14 protein-coding genes are annotated in these 14,389 nt (G+C 63.1%); 3 read left to right on the top strand and 11 right to left on the bottom strand.

Going from position 1 to position 14,389, the window contains the following annotated elements; genetic code table 11:
- Positions 1 to 36 precede the first annotated feature (36 nt).
- Positions 37 to 687 (bottom strand): carbonic anhydrase, encoded by a 651-nt coding sequence (locus tag GOW72_RS00835; RefSeq protein ID WP_170364443.1) that lies wholly within the window; start codon positions 685 to 687, stop codon positions 37 to 39.
- Between the two features lie 142 nt (positions 688 to 829).
- On the opposite strand from GOW72_RS00835, the gene GOW72_RS00830 reads away from it, so the two are divergent.
- From GOW72_RS00830 to GOW72_RS00820, 3 genes are all read left to right on the top strand, one after another.
- On the top strand, positions 830 to 1,219 hold the full coding sequence (locus GOW72_RS00830; RefSeq protein WP_170340773.1) for a hypothetical protein: 390 nt from the start codon (positions 830 to 832) through the stop codon (positions 1,217 to 1,219).
- A 61-nt stretch (positions 1,220 to 1,280) separates the two neighbouring features.
- The gene (locus tag GOW72_RS00825; RefSeq protein WP_170364441.1) at positions 1,281 to 2,663 is read left to right on the top strand and encodes a leucyl aminopeptidase family protein; all 1,383 of its coding nucleotides are present in this window, start codon (positions 1,281 to 1,283) and stop codon (positions 2,661 to 2,663) included.
- Positions 2,660 to 3,397, top strand: a complete 738-nt coding sequence (locus GOW72_RS00820; RefSeq protein ID WP_170364439.1) for an NlpC/P60 family protein — start codon at positions 2,660 to 2,662, stop codon at positions 3,395 to 3,397. The genes GOW72_RS00825 and GOW72_RS00820 overlap by 4 nt, the downstream gene beginning before the upstream one ends.
- On the opposite strand, the gene GOW72_RS00815 is transcribed toward GOW72_RS00820, so the two are convergent.
- The 10 genes from GOW72_RS00815 to GOW72_RS00770 form a co-directional block, all read right to left on the bottom strand.
- Positions 3,394 to 3,744: a DUF2794 domain-containing protein gene (locus GOW72_RS00815; RefSeq protein WP_170342743.1), complete on the bottom strand. Its 351-nt coding sequence runs from the start codon at positions 3,742 to 3,744 to the stop codon at positions 3,394 to 3,396. The two genes, GOW72_RS00820 and GOW72_RS00815, sit on opposite strands and share 4 nt — an antisense overlap.
- Positions 3,745 to 3,817: 73 nt before the next feature.
- Entirely contained in the window at positions 3,818 to 5,485 is a 1,668-nt protein-coding gene (locus tag GOW72_RS00810) for an ABC transporter permease (RefSeq protein ID WP_170364436.1), read from the bottom strand.
- A gap of 114 nt (positions 5,486 to 5,599) precedes the next feature.
- Positions 5,600 to 6,817, bottom strand: coding sequence for a phenylacetate--CoA ligase family protein (locus tag GOW72_RS00805; protein WP_170365964.1), 1,218 nt, complete (start codon positions 6,815 to 6,817; stop codon positions 5,600 to 5,602).
- 19 nt (positions 6,818 to 6,836) lie between these two features.
- Positions 6,837 to 7,670 (bottom strand): ABC transporter ATP-binding protein, encoded by an 834-nt coding sequence (locus GOW72_RS00800; protein ID WP_170342738.1) that lies wholly within the window; start codon positions 7,668 to 7,670, stop codon positions 6,837 to 6,839.
- 83 nt (positions 7,671 to 7,753) lie between these two features.
- The gene (locus GOW72_RS00795) at positions 7,754 to 9,037 is read right to left on the bottom strand and encodes an ABC transporter substrate-binding protein (RefSeq protein WP_170342736.1); all 1,284 of its coding nucleotides are present in this window, start codon (positions 9,035 to 9,037) and stop codon (positions 7,754 to 7,756) included.
- Positions 9,038 to 9,108: 71 nt separating this feature from the next.
- A complete protein-coding gene (locus GOW72_RS00790) occupies positions 9,109 to 10,185 on the bottom strand; it encodes a branched-chain amino acid ABC transporter permease (protein WP_170361181.1) in 1,077 nt (358 codons plus the stop codon).
- A 3-nt stretch (positions 10,186 to 10,188) separates the two neighbouring features.
- Complete coding sequence (locus tag GOW72_RS00785) at positions 10,189 to 10,446, bottom strand: hypothetical protein (RefSeq protein ID WP_170340767.1); 258 nt, start codon at positions 10,444 to 10,446, stop codon at positions 10,189 to 10,191.
- A 3-nt stretch (positions 10,447 to 10,449) separates the two neighbouring features.
- Complete coding sequence (locus GOW72_RS00780; protein ID WP_170340766.1) at positions 10,450 to 11,436, bottom strand: branched-chain amino acid ABC transporter permease; 987 nt, start codon at positions 11,434 to 11,436, stop codon at positions 10,450 to 10,452.
- A 29-nt stretch (positions 11,437 to 11,465) separates the two neighbouring features.
- On the bottom strand, positions 11,466 to 12,287 hold the full coding sequence (locus tag GOW72_RS00775; RefSeq protein ID WP_093963943.1) for an ABC transporter ATP-binding protein: 822 nt from the start codon (positions 12,285 to 12,287) through the stop codon (positions 11,466 to 11,468).
- A 77-nt stretch (positions 12,288 to 12,364) separates the two neighbouring features.
- Positions 12,365 to 14,308, bottom strand: a complete 1,944-nt coding sequence (locus tag GOW72_RS00770) for an AMP-binding protein (RefSeq protein ID WP_170361353.1) — start codon at positions 14,306 to 14,308, stop codon at positions 12,365 to 12,367.
- Positions 14,309 to 14,389: the final 81 nt, after the last annotated feature.

The following is a 14,389-nucleotide window of genomic DNA, read 5'->3' as shown; positions in this document are numbered from 1 at the left end:
ATCGTTCAATTAGGGTGCGTTTCTCCGATTTAAAGACTAAACCGGCAGGAATTTTTTTCCTGACGGATCATAATACTCCAGACCGCCTTCGCCGATGTCGGTCCACAAGCCGTGCAGCGATATCGAGTCGTTCTGTACGGCCTCGGCCACGAACGGGAAGGTCATCAGGTTTTCGAGCGACGCGACAACCGCCTGACGCTCGAACTGGCGCGCTTGTTCGGCGGGGTCCTCGACATCGGAGACCAGATCGAATTTCGGTTTGAGGATGTCCATCCAGCGTCCGACAAAGCTCTCTTTGGCTTCCAGTTGCGGCGCTTCGCCCTTGCACATGTCGATACAGCCCTGCACCCCACCGCATTGCGAATGTCCCAGTACGATCAGATGCGCCACTTTCAATGCCGTCACCGCATATTCGATGGTTGCACTGGTGCCGTGGCGCTCGCCATCCGGTTCGTAGGGCGGCACCAGGTTGGCAATATTGCGGTGGATAAAAAACTCGCCCTGGTCGGCCCCGAAAATCGAGGTGACATGGACCCGGCTGTCACAGCAGGAAATCACCATCGCACGCGGACGCTGCCCCTCGGTCGCCAGCCGGCGGTACCAGGCCTGGTTTTCGGAATAGGACGTGGCTTTCCAACCGTGGTACCGTTTGACCAGATAGCTCGGCAGAGGTTTGGCGTGGTGCATCGCGTTTTCCCAAATTTGCAGTTCGACCGCCGATCTAACGCAAGTTCGAACAAAATTCGAGACATTATCCCGATTGGCCGAAAGGAATTGCAAAGGTCTTTTGTGACAGGTTCGCAGATGCCGTGGGGGCAGAAAGATTGGGGTGAATGAGGTGGACAAGATCGTCACGCTTGAACAGAAGGAGTCCGTGCGGCTGGATCCGGACCGGCTGAACGGGCTGTATCGGCAATTGGGTGACACGAACGCGGTCGACGTTCTGTGCCGAACGGTCGAGGAGCTGGCAGTACGCCTGTCGAATTGTGAACGGCTCTGGCGTCAACGTGACTGGGCGGGGCTGCGCAAATGCGCCAAGTCTCTGGTCGCGATATCCGAACAGGTCGGCATGACGGCGCTGGCCCGGGTCGCCGGCGACGTGGCCCGGACGGTAGATGCCGGCGATGCGGTGGCGACCGGAGCCACGCTCAGCCGACTGATCCGGGTGGGCGAACGGTCGCTGACCGCAGTATGGGATCAACAGGATCTTTCGATATGACGGGTTGCGGGCGAACAACAGGCGGCTAGTGTAGGCGGCACCAGAACAGTCCGAGGCGCCCATGTCCCTGTCTTTTGCACCTTCCGATGCTCCTGCCATTGATCTGCATGTTCTTGCGCAGGACGGGCTCGAGCCCTGGCTGAAGTCTCAGCCCGATGAGACACAGGCCTGGGTGGTCGCGAACGGGTTCACCGGCGCAATCGGGCAGGTTCTGCTGGTTCCCGGACCGACGGGTGCGCCGCAATTCGCGCTGGCAGGCTATGGAACAGATACCCGGCGCGCTCGGGTACGCTTTCCGCTTGCCGCCGCCGCCGAGGTTCTGCCCGAAGGCACTTACCGGATTGCGTCCGGTTTGTCGGCAGACAGAGCCGAAATCGAAGCCTTGGGCTGGTTGCTGACCGGGTACAGTTTCGACCGATATGCCGAACAGTCCGGCGCAAAGGCCCGATTGGTCGCGCCTGACGGTGTGAATGCTCCGCGGGTTGAGATCATGGCCAATGCCGAAGCTCTCACCCGTGACCTGGTCAACACTCCGACGGCCGACATGGGACCTCAGGCCCTGCAAGACGCCGTTGAAACGCTGGCGCAGGAGTACGGGGCTCGTTGTGCCGTCACAATTGGCGACAGCTTGCTGGAACAGAACTTTCCCATGATCCACGCGGTGGGTCGGGCCGCCGAACAGGCTCCGCGCCTGATCGAGATGACCTGGGGCACAAGCGGCCCGAAGCTGACCTTGGTCGGCAAGGGCGTCTGCTTTGACACCGGCGGACTGAACCTGAAGCCCGGTGCCTCGATGGGGTTGATGAAAAAGGACATGGGCGGCGCGGCGAACGTGCTGGGACTGGCGCGCATGATCATGGCGCTGGATCTGCCGCTGCAGTTGCGCGTGCTGATCCCGGCGGTGGAAAACGCGGTGGCGGGCAACGCGTTCCGGCCGGGCGACATCCTGACCTCACGCAAGGGCCTGACGGTCGAGATCAACAACACCGATGCCGAGGGGCGGCTGGTTCTGGCCGACGCGCTGGCGCTGGCGGATGAGGGTGCGCCGGATCTGGTGGTCTCGATGGCGACGCTGACCGGCGCGGCGCGGGTGGCGGTGGGGGCGGATCTGGCCCCGTTCTACACCGATGACGATGCCGCCGCGCAGGCGTTGGCGCAGGCCGCCGTTCAGGCGGCTGACCCGATCTGGCGGATGCCATTCCACACGCCCTATGAGACGTTGATCGAGCCGGGCATCGCCGATCTCGACAACGCGCCGGCGGGCGGGTTCGCGGGGTCGATCACCGCGGCGTTGTTCCTGCGGCGGTTCGTGGAAAACAGCCGGTACATGCATTTCGACATCTACTCCTGGCAAAAGGCCAAAGAGCCCGGCCGCAGCAAAGGCGGGTTGGGACAAGGGCCGCGCGCCCTGCTGACCGCCCTGCCCGGGATGTTGGGCCTGTGAACCGCGCTCGCGTCATCCGCCCCGTCGTGGACCTACTGCGCAACCCCAAGGGCCCGCGCGACCGTCAGCTGCTGTATGGCGACGGCCTTGACGTCACCGAACAGTCCGGCGGCTGGTGCCGGGTGGTTTCCGACAAGGATGGGTATCAAGGCTGGCTGCGCGCGGACCAGTTGAGCCCTGACGCCCCGGCCACGCATTGGATCTGGGCCCCGGCGACCCATGCCTATTCGGAACCCGACATCAAAAGCCCCGACCGGGTCAGCCTGAGCTTTGGCAGCCGGATCGTGGTGCTGTCGCAGCAGGACCGCTTTGTCGAGACCGAGCTTGGGTTCATCCCCGCAGTGCATGTCAAACCGGTCGGAACCCTGCTGAACGACCCGGTCGCGGTGGCCGAACTGTTTCTGGGCACCCCCTACCTGTGGGGCGGCAACAGCCGGTGGGGGCTCGATTGTTCAGGCCTGATTCAGGCCGGGCTGCTGGCCTGCGGCGTTGCCTGCCCCGGCGACAGCGGCGACCAGGAGCGGGAGCTTGGCACCGCACTGCCCGAAGGCACCGTGGCGCAGCGCGGCGATCTGTTGTTCTGGAAAGGCCATGTGGCTTGGGTGTCCGGCGACAACATGCTGCTGCATGCCAATGCCCATCACATGGCGGTGGTATTTGAACCGATGGATCAGGCCATTGCCCGGATCGAAGCCCAAGGCGACGGGCCGGTCACGGCGCACAAGCGACTCTAATCCGGGTCGACCGAGCGGATCAGCTTGCGCTCCAGCACCCGCAGGACGGCGCGCAGGTCGTGCCCGCGTTTCAGGATGCGCCCGTCCATGCCCATCACCGAATACATCCCCTGCTTTGAACGCAGCCGGGGGTGTTTTTCAACACGATAGATCGGGTGCTCGGCGGTACGCCGGAAGATCGAGAATATGGCAACGTCGCGCAGATTTGATATTCCGTAGTCACGCCATTCTCCGGCGGCGACCATCCGTCCATAGACGGAGAGAATCTGTGACATCTCTTGCCGGTTGAAGGCCACCGGCATCTGGACCGGACTTGCAGGGTTCCGGCTGGGAGGCTGCATGTTCATGTCTTCAGCCTTGCCGGAAAATGCGATCAGATCAAGCCTGTCACGACATGGTGTGGTATTTTTGAACCGCCCGTCAGGGCCGGCGCCCGACCTGTCGGCAGATCAGGATCACCGGCAGCAGCCCCACGGCCAGGATCACCAGAGACGGAACGGCCGCGCCCTCCAACCGTTCGTCCGAGGCCAGCCGATAGGCCTGAACCGCGAGCGTGTCAAAGTTGAAGGGCCGCATGATCAGCGTGGCCGGCAGTTCCTTCATCACGTCCACGAACACGATCAGCAGCGCCGTCAGCAGCGAGGGCGTGAGGATCGGCAGATGCACCCGCCGCAACGTGCCCAATGGCGTCTGCCCCAGCGAGCGGGCAGCGGCATCCATGTTGGCATGTACCGTGCTCTGACCGCTTTCATAGGCACTCAGCGCGGCGGCCAAAAATCGCACCATGTAGGCCGCCACCAACAGCCAGATCGAGCCGGTGACCAGCAACCCGGTCGACACGCCGAAGGTCTGCCGCATCCAAGCGTCCAGCGCATTGTCAAACCCGGCAAAGGGCACGATCAGCCCGACCGCGATCACGCCGCCTGGTACGGCATAGCCCAACCGCGCAACATAAGCCGCCATGGCCGAACCGCGCCCGGGTCTCAGCCGTTGGAAGAAACCGACGCAGACCGCGGCGCAGACGGTGATCACCGCCGCCGTTCCAGCCAGCGTCAGAGAGTTCCGAATGAACCCGAGATAGCGGACCGAAAGCAGGTTCTGCTCGGACTCCAATCCCATCTGAGTCAGCACGATCACCGGCAGCAGAAAGCCGAACAAAACCGGAATGGCGCACAAAATCCATGCCGCCACAGCCTGCCAACCGCTCAGCTGTGCAGCGGGCAATGCCGCGTGGCGTTTGCCGGGTTGGTAGTATTTGGCCTTGCCACGCTGGGTGCGCTCGGTCACGGCCATGACCAGCGCAAAGGCCAGAAGGCACAGCGCCAGCTGCGCCGCCGCCGCGCGGTCGGCCATCGAAAACCAGCTTGTGTAGATGCCGGTGGCAAAGGTCTGAACCCCGAAATAGGCGACGGTGCCGAAATCAGCGATGGTCTCCATCACTGCCAGCAGCACGCCACCGGCAATCGCGGGCCGCGCCATCGGCAGCGAGACCCGCCAAAAGGCCGACCACGGGCTGCTGCCCAGCGCCCGCGCCGCCAGAAAGGCGGTGGCACTTTGCTGCAGAAAGGCGGCGCGCGCCAACAGATAGACATAGGGGTACAGCACCAAGATCAGCATCACCGCCGCGCCCTCGGTCGAGCGGATCTCGGGGAACCAATAGTCGCGCGGACCCCAGCCGGTCACCTGGCGCAGCGTGGTCTGAACGATGCCGGGGTGATCGAGGATGAAGGTATAGGCATAAGCCAGCACATAGGCCGGAAAGGCCAGCGGCAGCACCAATGCCACCTCGAACAGGCGTACGCCGGGAAAACGGGTCATGGTGACCAGCCACGCGGCCCCGACCCCGATGGCGAAGGTCCCCACCGAAACCAATGAGACCAGAACCAGCGTGGTGGCCGCATAGCCGGGCAGGACCGTGTCCAGCAGATGCCGGATCGTGTCGGTTCCGCCGGTGACGGCCGCCAGCACCACGGCGACCATCGGCAACAGGCAGGCTGCTGCCACCAGATAGGCCAGGGCCCCGACGAACCGGGTGCCCAAGGCCCCACGGTTGCGCGATCCATGTTCTGAGAATTCGATCTGGGCCATGGCCTCGGGTCGGCAAAGGTTGCGGTTCCCCTTTAATCGACCAAAAAACTCGGAAACGCCAGTGGGCAGGCACAGGATTCTGCGGCGCATTTGGCCGCAGAACCCCGGGCCGGATCAGTCGTAGACGCGCTGATCCTCGATCACCAGCCCGTCCTTGGGCAGCGTGCCGGGTGGCACCACCTGAACGGTGCCCTTCAGCTTGAGAACCTCGACCACCGACTTGGCATAGGTGCCGTCATCGCCGCCGGGGCTTTCGATCTGCACGGTCATCGTGTCCATCTCGCCCTGCCGGGCAGCGATGACGCGAGCCTTGACGATCTCGTCATGCTTGGCGACCAGCGCGGCCACCTGTTCGGGGCGCACGAACATGCCCTTGATCTTGGTGGTCTGATCGGCGCGCCCCATCCAGCCCTTGATGCGGAGGTTGGTGCGGCCACAGGGCGACTGCCCGGGCAGCACCGCCGACAGATCACCGGTGGCAAAGCGGATCAGCGGATAGTCGGGGTTGAGGGAGGTCACCACGACCTCGCCGACCTCGCCTTCCGCCACCGGTGTTCCGGTGCCGGGGGTAACGATTTCCACGATGACATGCTCGTCGATGATCATGCCCTCCATTGCGGCGCTTTCATAGGCGATGTTGCCCAGATCGGCCGTGGCATAGCATTGCAGGCAGGAAATGCCCCGATCGGCATAGGCCTGGCGCAGGCTGGGGAACAATGCCCCGCCGCCCACGACCGCCTTCGAGAAGTTCAAAGCGACGCCCATCTCGTCGGCCTTGTCCAGGATCACCTTCAGGTAATCGGGCGTGCCGGCATAGGCGGTGCAGCCCACGTCGCGCGCGGCGGTCACCTGAAGTTCGGTCTGGCCGGTCCCCGCGGGAAGCACGGCGGCGCCCACGGCACGCGCGCCGTTTTCAAAGATCATGCCCGCGGGTGTCAGGTGATAGCCAAAGCAGTTCTGCACGATATCGCCCTGCCCCACGCCCGCCGCATGCAGGAACCGGCCCATGCGCCACCAGTCGTGATCGACTCCGCCGGGCTCATAGATAGGCCCCGGCGACTGGAACACATGGGCAAAGCCATGCGCAGGTTTGACGGTAAAGCCACCAAAGGGCGGGTGCTGTCCCTGCGCCTTGGTCAGGTCGGACTTGCGCAGAACCGGCAGCCCGGGCAGATCCGCGATGGTCTGGACCGCATCCAGATCGACATCGGCGAAATGGGCCGCGAACCCGGGCGCGGATTTCGCCCGCGCCAGCTGTTCGCGCAGACCGGTCGATTGCTCGGTGGCGCGCTGATCGGCCGAACGGGTTTCCAGAGCATCGTAGAATGTCATCGCCAGATCCTCCATCCGCTCACAGCCACCTTTTGCGGCGACGATAGGACCGCACATCGCGGAAACTCTTGCGGCCTTCGTCGGACATGCCGAGGTAGAATTCCTTGACGTCCGGGTTCTCGCGCAGTTCGGCGGCGGGGCCGTCCATCACCACGCGCCCAGATTCCAGGATGTATCCGTAATGGGCAAAGCGCAGCGCCACGTTGGTGTTCTGCTCGGCCAGCAGGAAGGACACGCCTTCCTGTTCGTTCAGGTCCTTCACGATGGTGAAGATCTCCTCGACCAGCTGCGGTGCGAGGCCCATCGAGGGCTCGTCCAGCAGGATCGTCTCCGGGCGGCTCATCAGCGCGCGGCCCATGGCGACCATCTGCTGTTCCCCGCCCGAGGTATAGCCTGCCTGGCTTCGGCGGCGCTCTTTCAAGCGGGGGAAATAGTTGTAGACCAGTTCAAGGTCCTGCTGGATGGCGGCCTTGCCGTCCTTGCGGGTATAGGCCCCGGTCAGCAGGTTTTCCTCGACGGTCAGATGTTCGAAACAGTGGCGGCCTTCCATCACCTGGATGACGCCCTTCTGCACCAGGTCGGCCGGATCGCTCTCGTGCACGTTCTGGCCGCGATACTTGATCGAGCCCTTGGTGACCTCGCCGCGTTCGGAATGCAGCAGGTTCGACACCGCCTTGAGCGTCGTCGTCTTGCCGGCCCCGTTGCCGCCCAGCAGCGCGGTGATCCCGCCCTTGGGCACGGTCAGGCTGACGCCCTTCAGCACGAGGATCACGTGGTTGTAGATCACCTCGATATTGTTGACCTCAAGCAGGGTTTCCGCCTGCACGTCAGTGGTTTGTGCCGCATCCAGCATCAGCGCGTGTCCTCATGCCTGCCCCGTTCGGGGCTTGTCCGGTTCGGGACGGCGGTCAGCCGCCGCCCCGGTGTTCGTGCCGCTTAGTTGCAGCCCTGTTCGATGTTGTTCTCAGCCGCGTATGCGCTCGAGTCTTCCTCGATCAGCGGGCCGATCACGTCCGTATCGGTAGCCTTGAACTCCGAAATCAGAGTCCAGGTCTTGCTGTCTGCATCCCACTGGGTCACGCCCACAAGGGCATCCCCGCCGTGGTTTTCACAGCTGACCGAGAAGGTCGGACCAAAGTTCGGCAGGCCCAGTTCGGCCATCTTCGCTTCGGTCATCTCAAGTGCTTCCATACCGTCGCGCATGTCGCCCGAGGTGATGTCAGCCTTGCCCGAGATTTCCTGTGCCTTCTTGGCGGCTTCGGCTGCCAGCATCGCAGCATAGAGGCCGCGGTTGTACAGGACCGTACCGACCTGATCACCGGCACCGGCGGCCTTGCCAGCGTCGATGACGTATTTCTGCAGGTCGTCATACAGCGGATAGTCCGAGCCGACGTTGTGGAAGGTCAGCGCCTTGTAGCCATTCGCGGCCGCACCGGCGGGCATCACGTCATGTTCAGCGCCCGACCACCAGATGCCGATGAAGTTCTCCATCGGGAACCGGATGTTCGCGGCTTCCTGGATGGCCACCTGGTTCATCACGCCCCAGCCCCACATCAGGACATAATCGGGACGATCGCGGCGGATCTGCAGCCACTGTGATTTCTGCTCCTGGCCGGGGTGGTCGACCGGCAGGGCCACCAGCTCGAAGCCGTGCTTCTTGGACAGCTCTTCCAGCGTGCGGATCGGCTCCTTGCCATAGGCCGAGTTGTGATAGACCAGCGCAATCTTCTTGCCGCTCAGATCACCGCCGTTTTCCTCGAGCAGATAGTTGATCGCACCCGAGGCACCGTCCCAGTAGTTGGCCGGGTAGTTGAACGTGTGGCTGAACACCTTGCCGTTCTTGGCCGAGGTGCGGCCATATCCCATCGTGTGCATCGGGATGTCGTCAGCCGTGGTTTTCGGGATCAGCTGATAGGTGATGCCGGTCGACAGCGGCTGATACACCAGCGCACCTTCGCCCTTGGTCGATTCATAGCATTCCACACCCTTCTCGGTGTTGTAGCCAGTTTCGCACTCGATGACCTTGGCCGGAACACCACCGATGCCGCCGTCCCGCTCGTTGAGCAGAGTGAAATAGTCCGCGTAGCCATCCGCGAAGGGGATGCCGCCCGCGGCGTAAGGCCCGGTTCGGTAGCTGAGCGACGGGAACACGAGGTCGGCCATTGCCGGACCTGCGGCCATCAGCGCACCCAGCGCCATTGTTGCCAGTTTCTTGTTCATCGGGTGTCTCCTCCCTTGGTTTGTCCGATGTTGGTTCGGGCTTTGCGCCCCTTTCTTGATTGGGCCGGTCCCTAGTGCGGGAAAGGCCAGAGTCTCAGTTTCTCCTTGGCGACGCGCCACAGCTGCGCCAGACCGTGCGGTTCGAGGATCAGGAACAGGATGATCAGCCCGCCCACGATCACCAGCTGCAGATGCGCGACGATGTCGGTGGGCCAGCCCAGCATGTCCGCGCCCACGACCTTGAGCACCACCGGCAGCAGGACCAGGAAGGCCGCGCCGGCAAAGGATCCGAAGATCGAGCCCAGCCCGCCGATGATGACCATGAACAGCACCAGGAAGGATTTCTGGATGCCGAAGGCCTCGCCCACCTCGACCGCGCCCAGGTAGATGGCGAAGAACAGCGCGCCCGACACGCCCACGAAGAACGAGCTGACGGCAAAGGCGCTGAGCTTGGCGCGCAGCGGGTTCACACCGATGATTTCCGCTGCGATATCCATGTCGCGGATCGCCATCCAGGTGCGCCCGGTGGTGCCGCGGGTCAGGTTGCGGGCGATGATCGCGCAGGCGGTCAGGAAGATCAGGCAGAACAGATAGGTCGCCCAGGCCGGCGCGTTGGGGCCTGTGATGATGATGCCGAACACGTCACGCTCGGGCGCGTTGATCTGCCCCGAGGCCGAATAGTTGTAGAACCACGGCACCCGGTTGAACAGCCACACCAGGAAGAACTGCGCCGCCAGCGTCGCCACCGCCAGGTAGAACCCCTTGATCCGCAGGCTGGGCAGGCCGAACAGCACGCCCACGATGGCGGTGATGCCGCCGGCCAGGATTACATGGATGAACATCGACACTTCGGGAAAGGCGGTCATCAGCTTGTAGCAGGCATAGGCGCCCACGGCCATGAATCCCCCGGTACCCAGCGAAACCTGCCCGCAATACCCCACCAGGATGTTCAGCCCGATCGCCGCGATCGCATAGATCAGGAAGGGCAGTAGCAGCGCGTTGGCCCAATAGTCGTTGATGATGAACGGGATGATCCCGAACGCCACCGCCAGCACCACATAGTAGCGATACCGGTCGAACTTGATCGGGAAAGTCTGGTTGTCGTCCCTGTAGGAGGTCTTGAAGTCTCCGGCCTCACGATAGAACATGTCTTACTTTCCCCATTGTTCCTGCGCCCGGTTGCGGGCTTCGGCGTCCAGTTGGTTGGACCGTTTGGCATATCCGCTCGCCTCCGAGGCGCGCACCAGTTTCATGTAGGCCAGAACACCCATCACCAGCCCGGCAAAGGCCAAAAGCGCGGCCACGGTCAGCTGATTGGCGGTCAGATCGTTCGAGGTCAGGGCGATGTACCCAAAGGCCCAGAACCCCGCCCACGCGATCACGTTGATGATGGCGATCAGCTTGGTCATGGCCTACACCCTCTCGATGATCTTCTCGCCGAACAGGCCCTGCGGCCGGAACACCAGGAAGATCAGCGCCAGAACATAGGCGAACCAGTTCTCGGTCGCGCCGCCCACCAGCGGGCCCACGGCGAACTCGAACAACTTCTCGCCCACGCCGATGATCAGCCCGCCGACGATGGCGCCGGGGATCGAGGTGAACCCGCCCAGCATCAGAACCGGCAACGCCTTGAGCGCGATCAGCGACAGCGAGAACTGCACGCCCGACTTGGTGCCCCACATGATGCCCGCGACCAGCGCCACGAACCCGGCCACCGACCAGACCATGATCCAGATGAAGTTCAGCGAGATCCCCACCGACAGCGCGGCCTGGTGGTCGTCGGCCACGGCCCGCATGGCGCGGCCCTGCTTGGTGTACTGGCTGAACGCAACCAGTGCCGCCACCAGAAGCGCCGCGATGACCGTCGCCACGATGTCCAGATTGTCGATGAAGAAGCCGTAGCCGAAGATGTTGTAGGTGGTCTCGTCGATCCACAGGTTGATGCCCTGCGGAAGACCCACGTCCAGCGTCTTGATCTCGGATCCCCACATCAGGTCGGCCACGCCTTCCAGGAAGTAGGCCAGACCGATGGTGGCCATGAACAGGATGATGGGCTCCTGCCCCACAAGGTGGCGCATGACAAAGCGCTGCACCGCCCAGGCAAGCAGGACCATCACGCCCATCGTCAGCAGAATGGCCAGCAGCGCCGGCACGTTCCAGCCGAAGTAATGAATATGCGTGCCGAAGATCGCGTTGATCAGATGGGAGAACGGCACTTGCCCGTTCATGATCCCCACCAGCGTCATCGCCGCAAACAGGGCCATAACCCCCTGGGCATAATTGAAGATCCCCGACGCCTTGTAGATCAGCACAAAGCCCAGCGCGACCAACGCATACAGCACCCCGGCCATGAGGCCGTTCAGAAAGACCTCCATCGCGAAAATCAACTGATCAGGCATCTGCGCCTCCCCTCAATTCTGTGCGGTGCTCAGTCATGGCTGACCCCCAGATAGGCGTCGATGACTTCCTGGTTGTTGCGCACCTCGTCGGGCGTGCCGTCCCCGATCTTCTTGCCGTAATCCATCACGACCACGCGGTCGCTCAGGTCCATCACCACGCCCATGTCATGCTCGATCAGGGCGATGGTCGTGCCGAATTCGTCGTTCACATCCAGGATAAAGCGGCTCATGTCCTCTTTTTCCTCGACGTTCATGCCGGCCATCGGCTCGTCCAGCAGCAGCAGCTTGGGTTCGGCGGCCAGCGCGCGGGCCAGTTCGACGCGTTTCTTCAGGCCATAGGGCAGGCGCGCCACCGGCGTCTTGCGGATGTGCTGGATTTCCAGAAAGTCGATGATCTTTTCGACCGCCTCGCGGTTTTCCACCTCTTCCGCCTCGGCCTTGCCGCGCCAGATCGCCTGCTGCAGGATGTTGGTCTTCATGAAGTTCAGGCGGCCGGTCATCACGTTGTCCAGAACGCTCATGCCTTCGAACAGGGCGATGTTCTGAAAGGTCCGGGCGATACCCTGGCGAGCCACCTCATAGGGTTTCATCTGCGGGCGTTTCGCCCCGTGGAACCAGACCTCGCCCTCCTGCGGGATGTAGAAGCCGGAAATCACGTTCAGCATCGAGGACTTGCCCGCGCCGTTGGGCCCGATGATCGCGCGGATCTCGCCCTGGCGGATGTCGAACGAGATGTCCTTGATCGCCACCACGCCGCCGAACCGCAGGGTGATGTTCTTCATCTCCATCACCACGCCGCCGATCTTGCGGCCATCCTCGGTGACATATCCGTCGTCGGATGCATCCAGCATCGTCTACTCCTCAAACTGCGGGTGAACGGGACGGCGGGCGGGGCGATGGCCGCAGGCCGAGCGGCGCACGACCGGCCTCATTCCGCGGCCACCTTCTGATGCGACACCGGCACGACCGGCACGTCGACGATCTGCAGCGTGGCGCTGATCGACCCCTTGCGCCCGTCTTCATAGGTCACCTCGGTCGTGGTCGAGACCGTCTCGGACCCGTCATAGAGCGCGGCGATGATGTCGGCGTATTTGTCCTCGACGAACTTGCGGCGCACTTTTCGGGTGCGGGTGATCTCGCCGTCGTCGGGGTCCAGTTCCTTGTGCAGCACCACGAACCGGTGCACCTGGCAGCCCGACAGCATCTCGTCGGCGGCAACCGATTTGTTGACCTCTTCCACATGGCTGCGGATCGTCTCCAGCACCCGCGGATGGCCCGCCAGTTCCTGGTACGAGGCATAGGCGATGTTGTTGCGCTCGGCCCAGTTGCCCACCGCCGTCAGGTCGATGTTGATGAAGGCCACGCAGCGGTCGCGGCCATTGCCGAACAGCACCGCTTCGAGGATGTCGGGATAGAACTTCAGCTTGTTCTCGACATATTTCGGCGCGAACATCGAGCCGTCGGCCATCTTGCCCACGTCCTTGGCGCGGTCGATGATCCGCAGATGGCCGCTGCTTTCCTCGATGAACCCCGCGTCGCCCGTGGCCACCCAACCTTCGGGGTCCTTGGTCGAGGCAGTGGATTCGGGGTTCTTGAAGTATTCAACGAACACTCCGGGCGAGCGATAGAAAATCTCGCCATTCTCGGCGATCTTCAGTTCGACATCGGGCGCAGGCACACCGACGGTGTCGGCGCGCACCTCGCCGTCGGGCTGGACGGTGATGAACACCGTCGCCTCGGTCTGACCATACAGCTGCTTCAGGTTGATCCCCAGCGAGCGGTAGAAATCGAAAATTTCGGGCCCGATCGCCTCGCCCGCGGTGTATCCGACACGGAACCGGCCGTAGCCCAGCGTGTCTTTGAGCGGTCCGTAAACCAGGACATTTCCGATCGCGTATTTCAGGCGATCCACGAAGCCGACCGGGTGGCCGTCCAGGATGCGCCCGCCGACCTTTTTGGCGTGATCCATGAAATAGCGGAACATCCGCTGCTTCATCGGGCTGGCATCCTCCATCCGGATCATCACGTTGGTCAGCTGGGTCTCAAACACGCGCGGCGGCGCGAAGAAGTAGGTCGGGCCGATCTCGCGCAGGTCGGTCATCATCGTGTCGGCGCTTTCGGGACAGTTCACGCAGAACCCGCACCAATAGGCCTGACCGACCGAAAAGATGAAATCGCCCACCCAAGCCATCGGCAGATAGGACAGGATATCCTCGTTGCGGGTCAGGTGGTCGAACTCGGCCGAGTTCTTTGCGCTTTCGATCACGTTGCGGTTCGACAGAACCACGCCCTTGGGCTTGCCCGTTGTGCCCGAGGTATAGAGCATCACGCAGGTGTCGTCATAGGTGATCTCGGCGATGCGGCGGTCCAGCTCGGCATCGAACCGGTGATGCCCGGCGCGCCCCTCGGCCATGATGTCGCTCAGCGCGTTCATCTGGCTGTGGTCGTATTTCCGCATGCCGCGTTTGTCGGTGTACAGGATGTGCTTGACTTGGTGCATGTCCTGCTGGATCTCGATAACCTTGTCGACCTGCTCCTGGTCGCCGCAGACCACGTATTTCGCGCCGCAGTGTTCCAGCACATAGGCCATCTCCTCGGCGACCGAGTCCTGATACAGCGGCACCGGCACCGCGCCCACCATCTGGGCCGCGACCATCGACCAGTAATGCGCCGGACGGTTGCGCCCGATCACGGCAATATGGTCGCCCTTTTCAACGCCAAGCTCCAGGAATCCCAGTGCCTGCGCACGGATCTCGGCGGCCGTTTCCGCCCAGGTCCAGCACTGCCAGATCCCGAATTCCTTTTCGCGGTAGGCCGGGGCATCCCCGAACTGCGTCGCATTGCGGTGTAGCAGCGCCGGAAGGGAGTGCATCCCCTCGGCGCCCGACTGCGTCTGAGCCAATTCTATCTCTCCTCCCCATCCGGCCCCGGGTTGGGCCGGAACGACGTCGCC

The sequence above is a fragment of the Ruegeria arenilitoris genome (genome assembly GCF_013032855.1).
Taxonomy (GTDB): Bacteria; Pseudomonadota; Alphaproteobacteria; order Rhodobacterales; family Rhodobacteraceae; genus Ruegeria; species Ruegeria arenilitoris.
Note: the sequence above shows the minus strand (reverse complement) of the source record. Positions and strands in the feature narration are given on the sequence as shown.

Coding starts and splice junctions, on each gene's coding strand:
- GOW72_RS00810 (WP_170364436.1), bottom strand. CDS start 5,485: ATGGCCCAGATCGAATTCTCAGAACATGGATCGCGCAACCGTGGGGCC.
- GOW72_RS00835 (WP_170364443.1), bottom strand. CDS start 687: ATGCACCACGCCAAACCTCTGCCGAGCTATCTGGTCAAACGGTACCAC.
- GOW72_RS00815 (WP_170342743.1), bottom strand. CDS start 3,744: ATGAACATGCAGCCTCCCAGCCGGAACCCTGCAAGTCCGGTCCAGATG.
- GOW72_RS00775 (WP_093963943.1), bottom strand. CDS start 12,287: ATGCTGGATGCATCCGACGACGGATATGTCACCGAGGATGGCCGCAAG.
- GOW72_RS00825 (WP_170364441.1), top strand. CDS start 1,281: ATGTCCCTGTCTTTTGCACCTTCCGATGCTCCTGCCATTGATCTGCAT.
- GOW72_RS00780 (WP_170340766.1), bottom strand. CDS start 11,436: ATGCCTGATCAGTTGATTTTCGCGATGGAGGTCTTTCTGAACGGCCTC.
- GOW72_RS00790 (WP_170361181.1), bottom strand. CDS start 10,185: ATGTTCTATCGTGAGGCCGGAGACTTCAAGACCTCCTACAGGGACGAC.
- GOW72_RS00805 (WP_170365964.1), bottom strand. CDS start 6,817: ATGACATTCTACGATGCTCTGGAAACCCGTTCGGCCGATCAGCGCGCC.
- GOW72_RS00770 (WP_170361353.1), bottom strand. CDS start 14,308: ATGCACTCCCTTCCGGCGCTGCTACACCGCAATGCGACGCAGTTCGGG.
- GOW72_RS00800 (WP_170342738.1), bottom strand. CDS start 7,670: ATGCTGGATGCGGCACAAACCACTGACGTGCAGGCGGAAACCCTGCTT.
- GOW72_RS00795 (WP_170342736.1), bottom strand. CDS start 9,037: ATGAACAAGAAACTGGCAACAATGGCGCTGGGTGCGCTGATGGCCGCA.
- GOW72_RS00785 (WP_170340767.1), bottom strand. CDS start 10,446: ATGACCAAGCTGATCGCCATCATCAACGTGATCGCGTGGGCGGGGTTC.